The 19032-nt window shown below is 52.0% G+C and carries 18 protein-coding genes and 1 tRNA gene; 11 read left to right on the forward strand and 8 right to left on the reverse strand.

Translation table 11 applies throughout. The annotated features are described in order from the left end of the window. Positions 1-9: 9 nt before the first annotated feature. Positions 10-88 (reverse strand) — tRNA-Asp (locus tag WC734_00195). 165 nt (positions 89-253) lie between these two features. Here WC734_00195 and WC734_00200 point away from each other — a divergent pair. Further along, positions 254-604: a VanZ family protein gene (locus WC734_00200; GenBank protein MFA6197562.1), complete on the forward strand. Its 351-nt coding sequence runs from the start codon at positions 254-256 to the stop codon at positions 602-604. Positions 605-607: 3 nt separating this feature from the next. Here the strand turns inward: WC734_00200 and WC734_00205 are convergent, their stop codons facing one another. Beyond that, positions 608-847: a DUF5654 family protein gene (locus tag WC734_00205; GenBank protein MFA6197563.1), complete on the reverse strand. Its 240-nt coding sequence runs from the start codon at positions 845-847 to the stop codon at positions 608-610. A gap of 64 nt (positions 848-911) precedes the next feature. On the opposite strand from WC734_00205, the gene WC734_00210 reads away from it, so the two are divergent. Together WC734_00210 and WC734_00215 are read left to right on the forward strand one after the other, a co-directional pair. Next, entirely contained in the window at positions 912-1361 is a 450-nt protein-coding gene (locus tag WC734_00210; GenBank protein MFA6197564.1) for a hypothetical protein, read from the forward strand. Positions 1362-1512: 151 nt separating this feature from the next. Beyond that, complete coding sequence (locus WC734_00215; GenBank protein MFA6197565.1) at positions 1513-2655, forward strand: aromatic amino acid transport family protein; 1143 nt, start codon at positions 1513-1515, stop codon at positions 2653-2655. 66 nt (positions 2656-2721) lie between these two features. On the opposite strand, the gene WC734_00220 is transcribed toward WC734_00215, so the two are convergent. The 3 genes from WC734_00220 to lexA form a co-directional block, all read right to left on the reverse strand. Continuing rightward, complete coding sequence (locus WC734_00220) at positions 2722-3942, reverse strand: hypothetical protein (protein ID MFA6197566.1); 1221 nt, start codon at positions 3940-3942, stop codon at positions 2722-2724. 349 nt (positions 3943-4291) lie between these two features. Beyond that, entirely contained in the window at positions 4292-4540 is a 249-nt protein-coding gene (locus tag WC734_00225; GenBank protein ID MFA6197567.1) for a hypothetical protein, read from the reverse strand. Positions 4541-4826: 286 nt separating this feature from the next. Continuing rightward, positions 4827-5483, reverse strand: coding sequence for a transcriptional repressor LexA (gene lexA, locus WC734_00230; GenBank protein MFA6197568.1), 657 nt, complete (start codon positions 5481-5483; stop codon positions 4827-4829). 303 nt (positions 5484-5786) lie between these two features. On the opposite strand from lexA, the gene WC734_00235 reads away from it, so the two are divergent. From WC734_00235 to WC734_00270, 8 genes are all read left to right on the forward strand, one after another. Next, positions 5787-6137, forward strand: a complete 351-nt coding sequence (locus WC734_00235) for a hypothetical protein (GenBank protein ID MFA6197569.1) — start codon at positions 5787-5789, stop codon at positions 6135-6137. Positions 6138-6499: 362 nt separating this feature from the next. Next, positions 6500-7417 carry a translation initiation factor eIF-2B subunit gene (locus WC734_00240; GenBank protein MFA6197570.1) on the forward strand — a complete coding sequence of 306 codons (918 nt, stop codon included), beginning with the start codon at positions 6500-6502 and terminating at the stop codon, positions 7415-7417. Further along, positions 7414-8667 carry a ribulose-bisphosphate carboxylase large subunit gene (locus tag WC734_00245; GenBank protein MFA6197571.1) on the forward strand — a complete coding sequence of 418 codons (1254 nt, stop codon included), beginning with the start codon at positions 7414-7416 and terminating at the stop codon, positions 8665-8667. Before WC734_00240 ends, WC734_00245 begins: the two co-directional genes overlap by 4 nt. 68 nt (positions 8668-8735) lie before the next feature. Beyond that, positions 8736-10229, forward strand: a complete 1494-nt coding sequence (locus WC734_00250) for a thymidine phosphorylase (GenBank protein ID MFA6197572.1) — start codon at positions 8736-8738, stop codon at positions 10227-10229. A gap of 207 nt (positions 10230-10436) precedes the next feature. Further along, positions 10437-11384 (forward strand): Wzz/FepE/Etk N-terminal domain-containing protein, encoded by a 948-nt coding sequence (locus WC734_00255; protein ID MFA6197573.1) that lies wholly within the window; start codon positions 10437-10439, stop codon positions 11382-11384. Positions 11385-11639: 255 nt separating this feature from the next. Then, entirely contained in the window at positions 11640-13544 is a 1905-nt protein-coding gene (locus WC734_00260; GenBank protein MFA6197574.1) for a hypothetical protein, read from the forward strand. A gap of 14 nt (positions 13545-13558) precedes the next feature. After that, on the forward strand, positions 13559-14473 hold the full coding sequence (locus tag WC734_00265; protein ID MFA6197575.1) for a hypothetical protein: 915 nt from the start codon (positions 13559-13561) through the stop codon (positions 14471-14473). Positions 14474-14505: 32 nt separating this feature from the next. Next, the gene (locus WC734_00270) at positions 14506-15048 is read left to right on the forward strand and encodes a hypothetical protein (GenBank protein ID MFA6197576.1); all 543 of its coding nucleotides are present in this window, start codon (positions 14506-14508) and stop codon (positions 15046-15048) included. Positions 15049-15120: 72 nt separating this feature from the next. Here the strand turns inward: WC734_00270 and WC734_00275 are convergent, their stop codons facing one another. The 3 genes from WC734_00275 to WC734_00285 form a co-directional block, all read right to left on the reverse strand. Next, entirely contained in the window at positions 15121-16542 is a 1422-nt protein-coding gene (locus tag WC734_00275) for an O-antigen ligase family protein (protein ID MFA6197577.1), read from the reverse strand. Continuing rightward, complete coding sequence (locus WC734_00280) at positions 16493-17695, reverse strand: glycosyltransferase (GenBank protein ID MFA6197578.1); 1203 nt, start codon at positions 17693-17695, stop codon at positions 16493-16495. The genes WC734_00275 and WC734_00280 overlap by 50 nt, the downstream gene beginning before the upstream one ends. A gap of 130 nt (positions 17696-17825) precedes the next feature. After that, positions 17826-18896 (reverse strand): hypothetical protein, encoded by a 1071-nt coding sequence (locus WC734_00285; protein MFA6197579.1) that lies wholly within the window; start codon positions 18894-18896, stop codon positions 17826-17828. Positions 18897-19032 lie beyond the last annotated feature (136 nt).

The raw sequence follows: 19032 nt of genomic DNA on the forward strand, positions 1-19032 counted from the left end.
GTTTCCGAGTGGCGGACCCAAGGGGATTTGAACCCCTGATCTTCTCCGTGACAGGGAGACGTGTTAGACCGGGCTACACCATGGGTCCACGTATCGTGGCTCTGTTGGAATATTGAGAACAAAAAGCATTATAGCACAGCAATCAGATTAAGCAAGCCCATTGCCAAAAAGAGACCAGCCGAGTATACTTGCCGGGTATAAAAATAAATCAAACTGTTTTATGAATCATTTCTTGAGGTATTGGCTGCCAGTAATGTTATGGGCAAGTTTGATATACTATTTTTCGTCACTGCCAAATCTACACACGGAATTTGGAGGGTCGTGGGATCTAATACTTCGCAAAGGAGCACATGCGTCTGAATATGCAATTCTAGCCTGGCTGTTGTGCCGCGCAGCAGTACCACGGCCGGTAAACTATCGGATTCGATACTTGGTTATTTTTCTAATAGCGGCTGGTTACGCGGTGACAGACGAGTGGCACCAATCTTTTGTTTTTGGTCGTACAGCGACACGCTATGATGTAATGATAGACACAGTCGGCGCATTGGCCGGTATATTATTGCATGGGTGGTTTTTCCTAAAATCCAGAATTTTGAATAAATAAGTTTTACCTATGCCCAGACTTCTTAGTATCAACCCGTTCAGCGATTTTGCCTAGACGTGAAGTTACCAAGACAGCAATGATTGTTACGGCGACCGCGTATAAGAACAACGATATCAAGCTGCCTTTAGCGCCAAATATCTGTTTGAATAATGACTGAATGGCTTCGTTCCAAGCTAGCGCTGCTACCAGGCCAAAGGCGCTGGTTGCCAGCGTTATCATGGATTTGATTACTTCCTTACTCATACACGTAGGGTTAGTGATAAGCGAGTAGATTATACCACGAATATTATGCTTGCCGTGAGGGCTGATGACGTGGTACATTTATATTGAGATACGTAATATCAAGCCCATGATTATTGGTCTGATAGTTATCGCGATCGGGATTGTCTGGTTATTTTCTGCCAATGGACTGCTGAGTTCCCATACTTGGGATATGATATGGGCATTGGCGGTTATCGGCGTGGGCGTGTGGTTAATAATCCGGAGCCAAAGAGAAAAACCCTGGTGGCGCGTGTTTGATAATCAAAGCCGTGAAGACTGGGAACGTTGGGGGCGCGAATTTGGCAGTCGGGTAGAGAATTGGAGCCGGTCGATTGGCCAGGAAACCGGTGTGCAGTCAAAACGGTTCGGGCAAGAATTGGGGCGGCAGATCGAAGAGGGCGTCAGAAAAATGTTTAATAGCAAAGACGACCACCATAATACGGCAGCGTCGGATGCTAACCCAAACGAAGCTAATCAAGCTCAAAATGGACAATAAACATTGTCGACAATGCGAGCAGGCTTATACCGAAGGTGCTGATGGCTATTGCCAGGAATGCCTTCGAAAAACACAAGCTGATATGCTGAAACAATGGAATAATTTGAATGAACCGGAGGAGTAACTTCATTGATATAAGATATTGGAGAGAATGAAAAAAAACAAAAGCTATTTCGGAGCTATATCAATAATAATCGGTACCGCGGTCGGGGCGGGAATTTTTGCCTTGCCCTATGCTTTTGCCAAAGCCGGATATTTAGTTGGCGCTTTATATTTGGTGGTGCTGGGAAGCGTATCGATAATTCTGATACGCGCTTATACTGAAGTTGTTCTGCGAACTCCGAAACGACACCAAATTGTCGGATATGTCAGAGCCTATCTAGGTAAGCGCGCGCGCGCCGTATCACTTGCTTCCTTTGTGGTTGGCATCACTGGTGCTTTAGTAGCTTATACTATCCAGGTGGGACGGTTTCTGCAAGCGGTACTTGGTTCAGCGTTGGGTGGCGACGCGTCAACTTATAGCTATATTTTTATCGCTGCTATGGCCGTTGTGGTCTTCTTTGGTCTGGGGTTAATTGGTCGAATTGAAAAATATTTAGTTGTCGTACTACTGGCGATTGTAGGCGTGATTGCTTTCAAAGGTATGGGGCAGGTTCATGTTGAGCAATTGATGACGTTTGATCCATTGTATGTGTTTTTACCATATGGCGTGGCGCTATTCGCTTTGAGTGCGGCGTCAGCAATACCGGACGCGGTTGACGAAATTGACAACAAGAAGAAACTAAACAGCGCGATTACCTGGGGTATCGCGATACCTATAATTGTCTATATCATTTTTACACTGGTCGTGGTGGGGGTGAGTGGCGCCGGTACGACCGAAGGCGCGATGACTGGGTTGGCACCTTATCTCGGTGAGGGAATAGTTATCGTTGGATCGCTGCTAGGAATTATGACCATGAGCTTGGCCTTCATGAACCTGGGCATGGTATTGAAGGAGATCTATCATTTTGATCTCGGTCTACCGAATACCGCCGCTTGGTTAGCGGCCATATTACCACCCCTGGTTGTGTTCGCGCTCAAGCTAACCTCCTTTGTGTCTACAATTGCCTTTGTTGGCGGGGTAATGTGCGGCGTTGATGCCATAATGATTTTGCTTATGTGGCAGCGCGCTCGGCACATAGGCAAACGAAAGCCGGAATGCGTGATAAATATTCCTCATGCGGTACAATTTGTCATTATGGTAATATTCGGCGCCGGCATAGCCTACGAATTGTATTATCAGTTTATGGCTTAAGGAACATTTCAAAATTATCAAATCTAAAAGAACGGGGCTCTCGAATAGAGAGTTATTTTTGAATATTTATGGATTAGGAGAGAGCGTCACGCTGGACGTATCGTGAAATGTGGGTGTTAAGGTTTTGCGGAAGCCGATCCGGTCGGGAGCGTTTTTGCCTGATCCCCACATCTCACCCCAAAAGACGGTATATTCACCAAAGCGGTCATTGATAGCGTCTACGGCGCTGGAAATTTTGTTGGCGTGGTTTGGGTTGGCAAAGAGCGCCATTTGCGAGCTGGGTGGCACCAGGTCGAATACCGCCACCGACAGCTGTAATATTCGCCGCCGATGGTTACGAGCAGCGAACAGCTTGAGTGTTTCCTGATAGATTGCCCAGCTGCCACTGATCGGAACGGGCAGCCGCCGATGGGTTCCTCGGCCGCCATCGGATTCTTCGTGCCACCATAGGTTCAAGCCGCATGCCAACAAACCCAGCCGGCGCAGGCGCCGCCCGGTCTTTTCACACAGCTTCATTAGAATACGCTTATGGTAAGACAAATTAGTTGTCTTAATCGGCAGGCAATAGGAGTGGCCAACTGATTTTGGTTGCGCTGGCCGGCGAACACTGCCGATATCCTGGCCATTGAGACTGGCCCAAAGGTAATAGCCCATTTTACCCATCGTCTGGAGCAGATTGGCTACCGGATAGCGCATTAGTTCTAGTGGAGTGGTAATACCAAGCTGGTGGAACCTGGCTTCCAGGCGATGGTTGATGCCCCAAATATCAGTCAGCTCAAGACTCGAATAGAATTCGGCCAGTTGGTCGCGGCGCAGCACCAGCACGCTGCCCTTATCGGCCATGTCGCCGGCCAGTTTGGCCAGGAAGCGGGTGAATGAAATACCAACTGACGCGCCCAGCCAGGAGCCGACTTCATCGCGGATCGACTGTTGGATCCGGCGACCGAGACCGGCCGCGGCGGTTAAATCTGGCACGTGACCTGTCAGATCGAGAAACGCCTCATCGATGCTGTAGGGCTCAATATCGTCACTGTGCCGATTGAGAATAGTAAATATTTTTTCGGTAGTGGAACGATATTTGGCCGGGTCGTTTTCGACCAGCTCGATGGTCGGGCAGATTTTTAATGCGTCCGACACTCTAAAGCCCGTTTTTATCCCTAGAGCCTTGGCTTCCCGCGACGAGGCGATAATGCAGCCATTAGGACTCAGGTAGGCGCACACACCCAAGGGTTTACCGCGCCAAAAAGGATTAGCCTGTTGTTCCACGGACGCGAAATACGAATTCATGTCGATATGGAGGATTATTTTGTCCATACTTGACGCTGTGGATAAATGGACTATACTTAATATCGAGGAGGGATCGGCTCTTTTCGCAGGCAATAACCCGTGTGGCGTAATGTGGATCTTGCGTTCAGAATGCGTGCTGCACGGTTTCGTTAAACGACCGGGCCACCATGAATGCGATTGCGGCTGAGTCTGTGGTCTGGAGAGGATCTGTTCCGTTCTGTCTCGAACCTCCGTGTCGGTCCGAAGTCGGTTCCTCCTCCTTCATGATCTCTTCTCCTTTCTTTCGGATCCTGCACACACCCCTCGGTTACGTCTTACCAACACCCGCGGGGCTTTTCTATTTCAGCAACTAACCGTCGGCGTAAACTTCTTCTAGTCGCCAGGTCAGATCGCGGGGATTGAAGCACAGTTTGAAAGTATTAGCTTCGTCGGAGACGGAAAAGTGAAAAAGCACCGTCGCGCCAGAACCATCGGTGTGAACTAAGTTGACGGTTTTAACCATGTAGCGCCGCCGACCCCAGACAAAAGAGTGGGGCATAACTTTTCGATCCGCGAACGAAGCGACCACTTGAATAGGTTGGTCTATTTTTTCGTGCATATTTTAGTTAGTCATTGCGAGGACGACGAGCTAGCATAGAATTGTGTCATTGCGATCCGGCAGAGCCGGAGAAGCAATCCCACTGTTCGTACATACCGACCAGGGGATTGCCACGCTCGCGGACTCATCCGCAATGACAGGTGCTGATTAGCTGCGCAGCTTGAAGTATCTCCAACCGAACGATAGGCCATAAGCGTGATCAGCGGCGCGGCGCGGGAGTAGGCGAAAGGCGCCGGCGAAACGGAGTCGCCAACCGATCTTTTTTGCGGGTATTGTGGCCGCATTCTTATATGGCCGGGCTAAAGCTCTTGGCATGGGCTTTGTAGTTATTCCAATTTTTTTCAAACGTGCGAAAAATACCACGGACGATGCCCTGAATGGCCGGGTTTTCGGCGTAGATCGGTTTCATAGTCGAATTAGCCGGTTGTAGGCGGATACGGTTGGTCTCGCGGTAGTATCTTTTCAATGTGGCGTAGGTATTGTCGAGCAAGGCTACTACCACGTCTCCATTCTGGGGATAAAAGTTGCGTTCCACGATCACGTAATCACCGTCGAGAATGCCATCTTCGATCATTGATTCACCGCGCACCTTGAGGACATAGGAATTTTCGTCTCGGACAATATTAGCCGGCACGGTGATAGTTTCGTGCTCTTCGATAGCCTCGATTGGTTCGCCGGCGGTAATCAAACCGGCCAGTGGCAGCTCGATGGCTTTCTTGAAGCGGCTGACGGCGGTCAGCTCCAGCGAACGTGCCCGGCCCGATTCGGCCTTGACGTAGCCTTTGTCTTCCAGGCCCTTTACGTGCTCATATATGGTGGCCGGAGATGACAGGCCCAGATTATCGGCGATCTCCCGGTAACTGGGGGAGTAGTCGTTGACCTTGATAAACTCGGACACGAAATCAAGAATCTCTTTTTGTTTTTTGGTTAATCGCTCATTCATATGTGGGGACAATTAAAAATTAACAAATAACAATTAACAACACGAGCATTTAATCTAATATGTTTGTCGGTTGATAAATCATAATTTGCAGTTTGTTAATTCTTAATTGTTACCTGTTAATTGCCTCGTTCTTACTATATACCGAACAAAAACCGAACGCAAGGGTAGTTATCCACAGATCACAAAAAAACCACGAAAACGACAATTTTTTGAGATTGATCTTGCCAGAAAAGGTCAGTTGGAGTAATATCGTCTGGTTGGTCGGCTACTAAGGAAACGGGTCTGGTGATACGAGGAGGAAACATGGCGGATACGATTCTTGAAGATTGCGGGCGTGAGTTGCCACCCACTAGACAACCACGGCCTGCTCGTAATGTTGTCCCGGGTATTCGGGTCGGGCAGGTGGTCGAACATGTGTCTTGGGACGGCGAATCCAAGACGGGCAGAATTGTTGTCCAGGGTAACGCGGACAAGATCCCGAAAGCGGGAAACGGCGTGGTTTTCGGGAAGACGCTGGCCGGACAGATAATCCAGCGCCGATCCAGCAATGGAAGGCTTCCGATACCTGGCAAGGGGCAGGATACGGATCGGCTGCTTCTCACCGTGAGCTGCGACTCCCTTCCGTCGATCGGGGCTCGTATGCTGACTGCCTGAGCGTCGTGACCAATTTCTGACACGGAACAACGTGGGCACGCGGTAACTCAACGATGTTGGGGGACCGCCTTTTTTATGAAATTGAGAATTGATAATTTAGAATGTAGAAATCGGGTATTTTATTTCAGTCATTGCGAGGACGACGAGTCAGCGAGGCGGACGTGGCAATCTCCCGTTGTTTAGTAATGGGATTGCTTCATTCGAAGACTCACTCGCAATGACGAGGTGTTGGTGGGTTTATTCGCAACGACTTATTATTAACGAACTCATTTCCAAGGATGTGATACTTTACGAACCTCTGCAATGACGGTTGCTTAATACCTTCCTTTTGCATTTTGCTTTCATTGTTGTATAATCAACTCATGAAATATCAAAAAATAGACCAAACTCTAAGAGCGATTCAAGAGTGCAAGTACCAGGGTGCCACGGCAGTGGCAACGGCGACGCTGACAGCGTACCGGGATTTCGGATTGGCTTTAAAACTGCATCGGCCAGACAACTGGCGCGCTGAGATGAAGTCCGTCCTGTTGTATATTATCAAGCATAATCGGCCGACCGAGCCATTGGCACAAAATGGTCTGTATTTTGTGTGGCACCGGATCAAGGAATGTCCGAACGGATTAACGCTCAAGGCGGCGGTTAACGAATATCTCGAAACGGTCGTGGTCACACAACGAAGCATCGCCATGTTGGGCCGGTCGGTGATAAAGAAACACGACCATGTTCTGACGCACTGCCACTCGTCAACGGTCGAGCAATTGTTGATCGAAACGCACCGCACCCGGCGGTGTCGAATAATCAGTACTGAAACCCGGCCATTGCTACAGGGCCGGATTATGGCTAAGAATCTACTAAAACATCACGTACCCGTGACCGCAATTGTTGATTCGGCGGCGCCGTTTTTTCTCAGCTCAGAATCAAAACAGTCATGGCGGATAAATAAAGTAGTGATCGGAGCCGATCTGATTCTGCCAGACGGAACCGTGATTAATAAAATCGGCAGCTATGGCATCAGTCTGGCCGCGCACGAGAATAAAGTACCGGTCTATGTCGCCACGACATTACTGAAATATTACGCAGCCGAGAATCCGCCGATCGAGCAACGTTCGGAAAAAGAGGTTTGGCCTCGCGACCCCAAAGGATTGCATGTCCTCAATCCGGCGTTTGATATCGTACCGGAACGTCTGATCGCCGGCATTATTTGTGAGTTTGGTATCATCAAACCACAAGCGTTTAAGTCAACTGTCGTGCGCTATTATCCCTTGATGATGAAACAATGAAGCACGATTACACCCAGCTCGACTATCTTCATCTTCACAAAAAGATTGACCCCAAGACGCACATCATCGCGACTTTTCGGATTGAATCGAACTATCCGCTCAAACACGAGGCTCAGATAATCGCGGCCGAATCATCAGTCGGAACCTGGACCCAGGTAAAAACGATGCGCCGGGCGGTATTCGAACGACTGTCGGCCAAAGTGATCGCGATTGATCATGCCCACAAACGAGTTAAGATCGCCTACCCGCTGGCATTATTCGAGCCTGGTAATATACCGCAACTTTTGTCGAGTGTGGCTGGAAACATTTTCAGCATGAAATCGGTTAAGAAGCTGCGATTGGAAGATTTGGACATGCCGGATAAATATATCAATTCGTTTCCCGGGCCGGCGTTCGGAGTCGGTGGGATCCGAAAAAAGCTATGTATCTACAAGCGGCCGCTGCTGGGCAGCATTATGAAGCCGAAACTGGGTCTAACGTGGCGGCAGCATGCCCACTACGCCTATTTGGCTTTTTTGGGCGGTATTGACCTGGTGAAAGACGATGAAAATTTAACCAGCCAAGAGTTCAATGATTTTACCAAGCGCACCATTGAGATATTGAAACTGGCCAGACGAGCCGAACGGGAAACCGGCAGTAAAAAAGTTTGCGCTTTAAATGTCACCGCGCCAGCTGATGAGATGATCCGACGCGCCCAGCTGATAAAACATCACGGCGGTAGATGTGCCATGGTTGATATAGTGACGGTGGGCTTTTCCGGAGTTCAGGCCTTGCGAAATGCTAACTTAGGTTTGATTCTCCACGGACACCGCGCTATGCACGCCGCTTTTACGCGCGATAAACAAGAGGGCATATCCATGATGGTACTGGCTAAGTTGGCGCGCTTGGCCGGTATTGACCAGCTGCATCTCGGTACGGTAGTGGGAAAAATGGAGGGTACGGCCGATGAGACTAAACAGCTTTACAAATTCGCGCTCAGCAAGTGGGGGAAGATGAAGCCGATGCTGCCGGTAGCTTCGGGCGGTCTGCACCCTGGTTTAGTGCCAGAATTGATTAAGCATATTGGCATGAACATGATTATGAACTTTGGCGGAGGTTTGCACGGTCACCCGCGCGGAACGCTGGCTGGTGCCATCGCGGCACGACAATCCTTAGAAGCCACGCTGAAGCACATCCCACTCGACAAATACAGCTGGACACACCCCGAACTAGCCGCGGCGATTGCTCATTGGGGTCGCTTGGGTTGGTAACGAAGGTCAATAAACAAGTAAAAAGTAGCAATTAAGAAGTAATAAGGAAATATTAATAAATTTCATAAATGCTTTTTTTGCACGCTAGAAAACTTGATTTCGAGTCCGATGCCAGTCTCAATGTCGCCGTATTTCGTAAATCTGAAGCGACAAATTTTGGTATCCATTCCGGGGACAACGTGGAGATCAAAATTGGACTAAAAAAGGTTATTGCCGAGGCCGATTTGACCGAGCATCGGGTGAGGCCGGGAGAGATCGGACTTTTTCGCAGTATCTGGGAGGAATACCCAATAAAGAATCGGCAAATTGTCCAAGTGAGCGTATTATCACGCCCTGCCTCCATTCAGGCGATAATAAAGAAGTTATTGGGTAAAAAACTTAACGAGCGCGAACTGCGTTCGATTATCGATGATATAGTTTCAATGCGGCTCGGCCGCGGTGAGATCAGCTACTTTGTGGCCAGCGGATTTGCCCGCCATTATTCGGACGAGGAGTTGTACTACCTGACCAAGGCCATGGCCGAGACCGGCGAACAACTGCGTCTGAAGGGAAAGATTGTCGATAAGCATTCGGTCGGCGGATTGGCTGGCAACCGAACTTCCATGGTGGCGATCCCGATTATCTCATCGTTGGGAATAATTATTCCAAAAACATCTTCACGCGCGGTCACGTCACCAGCCGGTACGGCCGATACGATGGAGGTGCTCGCGCCCGTGGCATTCACCATGAAGAAAGTCCGTGAGTTTTTACGCCGTAACAAAGGTTGCTTAGTCTGGGGTGGGGAACTCAACATGGCTCCAGCCGATGATCATATCATTCGCGCCTCGCACCCGCTCGGTATTGAGCCGTATGATAAGATGATTGTCAGTATTATGTCAAAAAAAGTAGCCATGGGTATCAAATACTTAATTATTGATATGCCGGTCGGACCAACGGCCAAGATCCCGAATTTAAAAATAGCCTGGGAAATCGAACGCAAGTTTGTCTATCTGGGTAAACGATTTGGTATGAAAGTCCAGGTCAAGATGACCGAAGCGCGCGAACCAATTGGACGGGGTGTCGGACCAGCTCTCGAGGCGCGCGATGTGCTGCGGGTGTTGCAGCGGCATCCGCTACGACCGCTGGATCTGGAAGAGAAATCAACCATGCTGGCCGGAGAGCTGATGGAACTATGCGGCTATTGCCGGGTGGGGCAAGGACAGGCAATCGCCACCAAAGTACTTGAATCCGGGCAGGCTTGGAAACAAATGCAAAAGATAATCAAAGCCCAAGGCGGCCAGCCAAATATCAAGGCGGACGAATTAACGCTGGGTGCTATCAAAAAACGTTATTACGCGCCACGTGGCGGTATGATATATCGGGTGGATAATCATGCGATTGATGATATTGCCCGGATACTGGGAGCACCAAACGAAAAATTAGCCGGCATACACGTCCATCAGCAACTTGGGACAAAATTGAAAATTGGTGATCCAACTTTCACGCTGTATGCCCAGAGCCGCCAGCGGATGGAATTAGCCGAGGCAGCCCTGAAAAAGTTACCAATATTTCAGATCAAGTAATACCGTAGCCAGTCGAGCAGATAACAAAAAACTGCGCACTTGGTTGGGGTAGTTTTCTTAGTGGACCATGACATTCGTGAAACCATTTTATGCTTGACAAAATCAAGCATGTCTGCTAAGGTTGCTTATCTTTTGTTGAGGCAAATCCAGCCACAAAACTATCGGTGATAATCCTATAATATTAGCCAATATATAACACTTTTAGATATGCAAGTTTTTGACACATTACGACGCAACAAGACTTTGGTCATATTGATGGCCTTGGTTGGTATTGTTGTGGCGATCGGGGTTACCCTGGTACAGCCGTTTGAATACCGGACGACTTTTTCGGTGCTGGTGATTGAAAAGGGAAACAATCAGGACGCTTTTACAGCGGCTAAGTCGGCGGAACGATTGAGCTTATCATTGGGGCAGATTATCTATACCACCTCGTTTTATGATAAAGTGATGCATTCGAAATATATGCCGAACAGCGCCATTTTTCCTAATGATGATCAGCAACGTCGAGCGGAATGGAAGCGGCGGATTGATACGCGGGTAATGTCCGACATTGGCCAGATGAAAATTTCGGTTTATGATCGTAATTCAAGCAATGCCACAGCTCTAGCTAACGCCTTGGCGATGGTGCTGTCGGAACAAGGTACGGAATATTTGGGCGGCAGCGATGGCGTCACGCTAAAGGTGGTTGACTATCCGCTAACAAGCAAGCGACCGGCGCGGCCAAACATTCCTTTTAATTTACTGGCCGGCTTTCTTTTGGGTGGTGGCGCCGCTACCGGATACTTAGCGGCATGGACAATTCGCCGTCAGCCAACTTCGAGTCGGACACCCGAAATACCATATACATCAAACGAAGCGACCAGCAAATTTAGTTATCCGAAGGCGGAAATCAAGCGCGGAATAATTGCGCCCAGCGTTGAACGTGTTCCAGTTTCGGTCGAGCAACCAAATCAGTATATGTTCCAAAATCAATATGGTCAGGTGGCGGCTGAGCCAGCCCAGGGCGATGCCACTAAGCGTCCGTCAGACGACAGTATTGCCATCCACACGCTGCATGACCAGTATCATTCCGTTCAAACCGGAACGGAAATAGCAGAAAAGCCTAAACCGCCCGAAGCTGATTTTCCCGAAGAAGAGTTTCGCAACTTCGAATAGAGAGAAGCCAATTTAGAATTCAGAATTAAGATAAGAAACTAGAATAGCGGTAGGTCACTTCGTGAACATATCAAGAAAAATAATAGGGTAATACGGTTCGGTTCGTTTCGGACAAACCGTCTGGGACGATTGAGTCGTTTTGCACGAATGGCCTTTGACAACTGAATATACTGACACACAGTAATTCTTGTCATTGGCAATATAATACGAACTAGGTAGGTCCAATCACGCCAGTAACGGCGGGGGAGAAATGTCATGCGCAACTACGGTCTGTTCTTGGTGGTACTTCTGGTTCCGTGTGGTGTTCTGTTTGCGCCGGCCATGGCGTCTTGTCCCGAACCGCCGCATTGGGCGGACGGGCAGGAAGTCGCGCGGCTGAACACGATCAGTTGGGAAGATGACGAGTTGTCTTTGACTCTCAAGGATGGGACGAGCGTCAGCGTGCCCAAGGATAGCTGCTTCGTATGGGTCAGTGAACCCGGCGATGTGATTTTCCCCGAGCGGCGGCAAATCCTGGGCTTCTACCGGGATAATACCTGGTACGAAGTGCTGGAAACGCATCTGAACATGAGGCCTGGGGAGGTACCCCGGCCGGAATTGCCACCTACAATACGGGTAACCGAAGAAACCAACACTGCCGAACTGGCCCGGAAAGCCGGTGTACCCGAGTGGAAGTTCCAGCAGTGGAATCACGCCAACTACACGAAGCCGCTGCTGGGTGAGATCTTCTACATGGAGGAACCACTGCCCGGACAGTATTGCGAGCGGTGGTCACGCTTCAATGGTGACCCGGTTGGAGACAGGACACCGTTGAACGAGCAGATCTACATCTTCAACCGGTGTCGGACGCCTGATGATCAGATCCCGGACGAAGTCCTGCAGCACTGGCGCAGCCAGAGCGAGGCGTCGGACGGCACGCTGGTCACCCTCTACAGCACCGAGGAACATCGACTGTTCCTGGACGGCCTAATCATGGGCGGCCAAAACCCTGGGAGCGAGGTAAAGCCCTGGGGGAGGACGTACTGTGATTGGGTCGAAGCTGGAACCACCACTCCTGTCACGCAGGCAGAGGCCTACGTGTACAAGCCGTTCGTTTTCGGTGGGTACAGCTGGCAACTCATCAAGTTCAAGAAATGTCAGAACGGAGCCTTCATCCGCATAAAGTTGAGTGAGGGTGAGCTTGTGAGCGTGCCACCAAAGAACGAGGAGGTGCCACCGGAGGAAACACCAACCGGAGTTGAAGAAACTCCACCGCCCGAGAACAAGATTCCAGAGTACTCTCGGGACTTCTATCACCGCGGCGTCCTATGGATGGACGCCATCAACTACCACTTCAAGAGCAAGATGGCTGACGACTGGGGCGACCAGTACAGTTTCTTCGCGGGTGGGATCATCCGATTCTACCCATGGGGAGACCGAGGACTGGGGAGACCTTTCCGCCAGTTGGCCATTGTTCCTCGGGTGGCTCTGGGTTATCAGGGCATGACGGACAGCACCAAGGCCGACTTCGCTGGGGACTATTCCCTGGGGTTGGAGGCGCGCGTGCTGGACAAGTGGGGCTTCCAGGTGTTCCCACAGGCTGGATACGGCTATACGGCCGCCCAGCGCAGCTGGTGGGAGTGGGAGAGCCGCGAGGACCAGGGACTGGATTGGAAACGCCAGGCCAGGTTCTTCGATGCCACCTGGTGGTACGCTATGGGGCGCGTCGTCGCTCCGTACGAAACGTACACTGAAGGGTGGGTTCGGAACGGCAAGTATCTACACGACGTGAGCGGTTACGTGACGGTCGAACCGTCCTGGTTCTACGCCAGGGCAAGCTATGGTCGTCTCTTGCGGGAGAAGCAATCCCGCCACTTCGACAACACGAGTCTCACCATGCCCGCTGACACGATGCGGGTAACCCAGTACCGGCTCGGGGTCAAGCCTTGGGACGGGTGGGTGTTCTACGCTCTCTATGAAAGCCAGAACTATCAATCGCCCGTCTGGGGGTCAATCTCCCGCGGATGGGGCGGCGGTGCGGAATGGCGGATAACGGAGAGTTGGCGTTTGAAGGCCGACACCAAGCGGTTTGGGTTCCACGAGAACACGAACAAGGTGCTGGGTGTCACAGACAACGGACGGAAGTGGGAATCCCGCATCGGCGCGGACTACCGCTTCTAGAGGGGGACAGAAAGATGAAGCGTCAGTTGGTTCTCGGACTGGTGGTTCTGCTGCTCCCGGCGGTGTTCGCCGCGGGGTGCCAGAAGGATCATGGAATCGTCGGGCCTCCGGCTCAGACCGGGCCGCCGACTGATTTCACCCTGAGCGGGATGCTGCAGCTCAACGAGCTGCCGGGTACCCAGATCTGGCTGGCCGGTTCCTTTAACGGGGACTGGCGGCCGACCTATCCGGGTTACAACGCCCGGACGAAGTTCGGAGAAGTCGGCATCGACGGGTGGACCATCTTGGGAACTTACGCGCGGTGGGTCCGGGCGGACGGCGAGGGCTATGAACTCGCTTACGGCAAGGAGTTTGCCTCGGGGAAATTCCAGCGCATCGAGGCGATTGAGAAGGTGGGTGGGGTTGAACTCCACCACTACATCCAGACCCCGTGGCAGGTAACCAAGGGCTTCACCGTCGGGCGGAGGGACGGACACGCGGTCGTCAACCCGCTGGACAACAACGAGGCCAGGCTGATGGATGTCACCCTGGTCTACACCGGGATCGCCCCGCTGGAGCACCCGGAGCTGGGTGACCCGGCAGTTTCGGAGAAGACCATCGGGCTGGCATCCGCCTGGACCGCGTTCACTGGGATGTTCTCGGTTCCCGGGACGTTCCAGCCGGGTACGCCGGCTCAGTGGGTGTGGCACCAGAAAGTGCTGCGCCCGGAGGCCGGAGTGGACACGCTCTACTTCCAGTTCGGAGCCCAAGACGGCCTCAAGAAGGCGGGGTGTTGGATCGGGAATGTGCCTGGGAACGTGCAGATGATCAACCTCAACCCGGACAACATGTTCATCCTGGAGCTGCTCTCGGATGGCACAGTCCGGAATCCGCGTCCCAACAACGACGAGCGCTGGTTTCCCATCGAGGCCGGCGGCGGCGTCCACTAGGTCGGGTCAACGACCAGAAGGAGAAACGAACGATGAAGAAGATGATCTGGGTCCTCATGGTGATGGTCGGTTTGGTCTGCGCCGGGACTACGGTCCAGGCGGGTGACCAGGCCACTGCCACCGCTGTCTGCCTGTCGGTGGACAGCAAGGACGAGCTGGCTACGGTCACACCCGTGACTTCGCCGATGTATTGGTACGACAGCTCCAACGGAACGATCTACATGTCCATCTACGTGGACATCCCGGCCGCCGTGAACCCCATGGGCAAGAGCACCGATGGAATCGGTTTCGTCTATCTCGCCGGATTCGACAAGTCTGGCAAGAAGCAGGATGACATCCGGGGCGACTGGAAGCCGGGACAGATGTTCGTGGTCTTCGCGCTTACCCCCAAGGTTTTCGCGAGGTGGAATCCGGATGACCTGCAGTACCTGCGGGCCACCAACGGCAACGGCCAGGACGTCTGGCCCTGGACGTGGGAGGAGAGCCGGTGCGTCGTCAAGCAGAATGGTCGGATGGGTTACCATCCCACCTACGACGCCAAGACGCACATGTTCTGGGGGTACTCCAAGCAGTAGCACGGCTGGAACAACCCCGCTCTTTCGCAGTTAGTTACTCGCCAGGCTTCCTTCGGGAATGCCTGGCGCTTTTTATTTACGTTGACGGTCAGCTACTAATGATTGTGATAGCAATCCAGCCATTACGGTCCAAAACGCCCACTGCACCGCCGTGCCTTGCAGCAAATTATCGAAGAAGCTCATGACAGCAAATGCCACCGCCAAGGCGAATCCAGCTACGTACCACCGGCGTAGGCCGCCAGTCTTAAGCCGGATATACTGTGCTAGTCGTATTAGTAAAATTACCAGCAAGACAACGTACAGAATGACACCTGTCCAGCCTAATTCAATGGTCAGCCGTAAATAGTCATTGTGCGCCTCGGTGCTTTCAAAGAAATTTTTGACGTATTGTTCGCGGATAATCGGAAAGGTGCCCAGGCCATACCCGGTCAACGGCCGGTCGGAAATATGCCGTCTCATTTCGCTCCACATGCTCATGCGCCAGGTCAGCGAGCTTTCCTCCACATTGCTATCAGTCAAGCGTTGAATCAATGGCCAGCGGTTCATATTCACATTAAATTGATTGAAGGTGAAATTGTTGATATAGGGGAATAGTAAGATTAGAAGCACTGTGGTACCGGCCAGACCCAGGATCAAATTTTTCCGCGCCGACCAAAGCAGGCCAATGGCGACAATGGCGGCCCCCAGCCACGCCCCCCGGCTGCCCGTGAGCAAAAGCAGCAATGCCAACAGGCCGATACCGGCTAAATACCAATTACGCCTAAATCGATTTGACGCTGTCTGCGTCAGAACGATAATAATTCCCAGCATGAGCACCAGGTAATAAGCCAATGCGTTGGGATGGCCGAAGGTACCGTAGATTCGATTGTTGACGCCACCGAATGATGTGCCGGTACCGGTAACGAACTGGATCAAACCCACCACGGCCGGAATAACCAGTGATGCGAGCAATGCTTTGATAATCAGTGCCCGGTTGCCTGCCCGCTCGAACAGCGCGGCGGCCAATAGGTAGATAAAAAAGATACTGGCGATCCGGACAACTTCTCTGAGTGAAGCGCCAATATCCAGTGTATAGGTCAGTGAGACGATACTAAGACCAACAAGTATAGCGAATGGCCAAAACAACCGAATACGCCAGATGGCGATTTGCCGCCCAATAATGTAGGTCAGTATCCAGACGATAGCCAGCAGGCCGATAACCGATGACAGGTTCAACGAAAAAGGACCCACCCTGGCCAGTTCATCGTTACTGAATATATCCATGGCTGGACGTAAGATCAGCAGAGCGGCAAAACCATACCGATGCTCGACCAGAAAGAACGGTATCATCAAAAGCATCAGGGCAATCTGGATAATAATCCGCCAGCCGGGTTGGTTGACGAATAACAGCAACAGCGGTATTTCAATAACCGCTAGACCCAGCACCAACCACCAGACCGGAAGTTTAGCGGCTGGAGTGGCGGGCGACGATGACTTGTTGGAATAATTGTTCATAAGCATTGGCGGTACGTGACCAGGAATAGCGCTCGGCAAAGGATCGGGCGGCAATCTCCAGGTTGTGCCGTAGGTTGACATCATGCATGAGTTGCAGCGTTTTAGCGTAGAATTCGTCCGGTGTCCGAGCCACCATCACGTTAACGCCATCGGTTACCGGGAAGCCGGACAGGCTGATCGGGCTGGCCACGACGGCCTTGCCGCAGGCCATGGCTTCAATGATCTTATTTTTGAAACCAGTACCGAATTGCAAAGGGGAAACATACACTGCCGAGCGCCAGAGGAACGTCCGGACATCCTTGATATATCCGGTGACGGTGATGCGACGGTCGGTGGATTGCAGCTCGAATATTTCCAGAGTGGGGTTTTTGCCGACAATCAGCCAATGCAAGTCGGGGTTGGCTTTTTTCAATTGCGGCCAGGTGTCTTTGTTAAAATCCAAGACGGCTCGGACGTTCGCCGGATAATTCATCGTGCCAGAAAAAGCGATGAGATTAGTATCGGCCGGGGTATTGCTGGGGCGGAAGAAATCCAGGTCGACGCCATTAGGTATGGTTACAATTCGGGAACCGGGCGAGTGGTTGGCGATCAGGTCGCGATCTACGTCGGACACGACCGTCACGGCGGCGACTCGGGGCAGCGTTTCCTTTTCCATGCGAATGGATCGATCACGCTCGCGGGCGTAATGGTAGCGTTTCAATAGATTCGATTCGGCCTGGTTAAATTGGTCGAACCAGGCTGACATAGCATCAATGCTGGCGTAGACGACGGGAGTCTGGGTGATCTGATTGATGTAACCGGACACACCTGGGGCATGAATGTAAATAATGTCATAGGCACCGTTGTGATCCGCTTCCGTTATTGCCGCCAGCATGGCGGGGTCAAAGAGCCGGTATTGGAACCAGGCTAGACGCCGTGGCCAACGGGATAAATAGTATGCCCATAATCGTCGCTGGGGTCGTCGGAACAAGCGTACGGCTATACCCAGATCGGTAAAGCGATGTTCATTGACGCAGTCGCTCTGGTCGCTGAAGCTGAATAATGTAATTTGATGACGCGAAGCCAATTGCTTCAACAGGTAATAGGCAATCAGTGTCTGGCCGTCTTTTTCGGGCGGATATGGAAAATTGTGGGTCAGGCAGAGTATTCTCATAACATAGTATCATTGTACAAGATTCCGGCGTGGAATGCGATACCATACCACATAAAAATACGATTGTCCAGTTGGCACGCATATAAATATCTGCCATCCAAAAAGAAAGGCATCCGGGGGATCGGATGCGCTAGTTGCGAAAGGGTGGTGCCAGAGGCTGGCGGGGTTGACCACCACCACCAACGTTTTCTACCGAGTTGTTGTCGACCACGCAGAGGTGGGTGAAAATCCGCATCATGTCTTCGTACCACGGGCCTTCGGTCGCTTCGATGTCGTACCCATAGGTCCGCTGGAACTCCTCGGGTACGCCGTTCTCGACGCAGAGGTAGAACACGTGCCAGCCGGCATCGTCGGCCACATAGGCGCCGTAATCCTGGAAGGTGCAAGCCAGGCGGCGAGCTGGCTCGGTTTGCAGTTGCAGGGAAGCCAGATCAAGGTCGGCGGGCAGGGCGAGAAGCGCACCCATGCGGACACCGGGGACAGCAGTGCCGTAGCGGTCATATTCGGTCGCGGAATACTCATCCGATCGGGCGGCCGGCCAGCGGTAGCCGTCATTGATCCGGCTGCAGTAACGTCGGGCGTCGATGTCCACCTTCAGTACGTGTCTGATCACGGGTTCATAAGCCGGCTGGCACTGACGACTGGTTAATTCGCCCAACCTGAGCGTGCCGCCAATGCTCGACAGGCCCGATCCGCCGTGTCCGCCGTGCAACCCATCACCGAAGATGTCTTCGGTTGGCGCCGACCAGCCGACATACACCGGTCCGGTTGAATCGCAGCGTGCCGTCGGGTTGCCTTGGACAATTGTCCGGCCGTCCGGCATTAGGAAGGCCGAAGCGGAGTTCTTACCCTCTGGCATGATCAACGCTCCGTTCGGAATTCGCACGCTGTCAATCAGCGTATGGCCGGTACACTTGGCTGGCCACTCGCCATTGGCGCGCAACTCCCGGAGCGTACCGCTCCAATAGAAGTAGTCGCGATCGATGGCGATCCAGTCAGCCCGCTGGAATCCAGCCGGCTGGTAAGTCGCCCGGCTGCCGATCGGCATATTCCAAGGGCTGGTAGGCGCGAACGGCCAGAGCACCTTGTCTCGCGACTGAGCCGTGGGACAGGTAAGCTGCTTCGTCGAATTACCGCAAGCAGTGTTAAGAAGGAACAGACAGATGGCCAGCGTGTACAGGTATCCATTGCGGCAGTACATGGTATCTCCCTCCATGACAATCAAACCGTGGAATGCTGGGTCGTTTCATGTCGGCGTCATATTAGTCTTTATCGCAATTTTGTCAAGTGGGCGTAGGCTCCGAAGGTGTGCCACGGCCTTGACAATTGTTGAACTA

The organism is Patescibacteria group bacterium, assembly GCA_041661625.1.
In the GTDB taxonomy this organism is placed as follows: Bacteria; Patescibacteriota; Patescibacteriia; order JAHIZJ01; family JAHIZJ01; genus JBAZUB01.

What these genes read in the sequence shown, in the direction of transcription:
- WC734_00200 (MFA6197562.1), top strand. Translation starts at nt 254, where the DNA reads ATGTTATGGGCAAGTTTGATATACTATTTTTCGTCACTGCCAAATCTA.
- WC734_00205 (MFA6197563.1), bottom strand. Translation starts at nt 847, where the DNA reads ATGAGTAAGGAAGTAATCAAATCCATGATAACGCTGGCAACCAGCGCC.
- WC734_00210 (MFA6197564.1), top strand. Translation starts at nt 912, where the DNA reads ATGACGTGGTACATTTATATTGAGATACGTAATATCAAGCCCATGATT.
- WC734_00215 (MFA6197565.1), top strand. Translation starts at nt 1,513, where the DNA reads ATGAAAAAAAACAAAAGCTATTTCGGAGCTATATCAATAATAATCGGT.
- WC734_00220 (MFA6197566.1), bottom strand. Translation starts at nt 3,942, where the DNA reads ATGAATTCGTATTTCGCGTCCGTGGAACAACAGGCTAATCCTTTTTGG.
- WC734_00225 (MFA6197567.1), bottom strand. Translation starts at nt 4,540, where the DNA reads ATGCACGAAAAAATAGACCAACCTATTCAAGTGGTCGCTTCGTTCGCG.
- lexA (MFA6197568.1), bottom strand. Translation starts at nt 5,483, where the DNA reads ATGAATGAGCGATTAACCAAAAAACAAAAAGAGATTCTTGATTTCGTG.
- WC734_00235 (MFA6197569.1), top strand. Translation starts at nt 5,787, where the DNA reads ATGGCGGATACGATTCTTGAAGATTGCGGGCGTGAGTTGCCACCCACT.
- WC734_00240 (MFA6197570.1), top strand. Translation starts at nt 6,500, where the DNA reads ATGAAATATCAAAAAATAGACCAAACTCTAAGAGCGATTCAAGAGTGC.
- WC734_00245 (MFA6197571.1), top strand. Translation starts at nt 7,414, where the DNA reads ATGAAGCACGATTACACCCAGCTCGACTATCTTCATCTTCACAAAAAG.
- WC734_00250 (MFA6197572.1), top strand. Translation starts at nt 8,736, where the DNA reads ATGCTTTTTTTGCACGCTAGAAAACTTGATTTCGAGTCCGATGCCAGT.
- WC734_00255 (MFA6197573.1), top strand. Translation starts at nt 10,437, where the DNA reads ATGCAAGTTTTTGACACATTACGACGCAACAAGACTTTGGTCATATTG.
- WC734_00260 (MFA6197574.1), top strand. Translation starts at nt 11,640, where the DNA reads ATGCGCAACTACGGTCTGTTCTTGGTGGTACTTCTGGTTCCGTGTGGT.
- WC734_00265 (MFA6197575.1), top strand. Translation starts at nt 13,559, where the DNA reads ATGAAGCGTCAGTTGGTTCTCGGACTGGTGGTTCTGCTGCTCCCGGCG.
- WC734_00270 (MFA6197576.1), top strand. Translation starts at nt 14,506, where the DNA reads ATGAAGAAGATGATCTGGGTCCTCATGGTGATGGTCGGTTTGGTCTGC.
- WC734_00275 (MFA6197577.1), bottom strand. Translation starts at nt 16,542, where the DNA reads ATGAACAATTATTCCAACAAGTCATCGTCGCCCGCCACTCCAGCCGCT.
- WC734_00280 (MFA6197578.1), bottom strand. Translation starts at nt 17,695, where the DNA reads ATGAGAATACTCTGCCTGACCCACAATTTTCCATATCCGCCCGAAAAA.
- WC734_00285 (MFA6197579.1), bottom strand. Translation starts at nt 18,896, where the DNA reads ATGTACTGCCGCAATGGATACCTGTACACGCTGGCCATCTGTCTGTTC.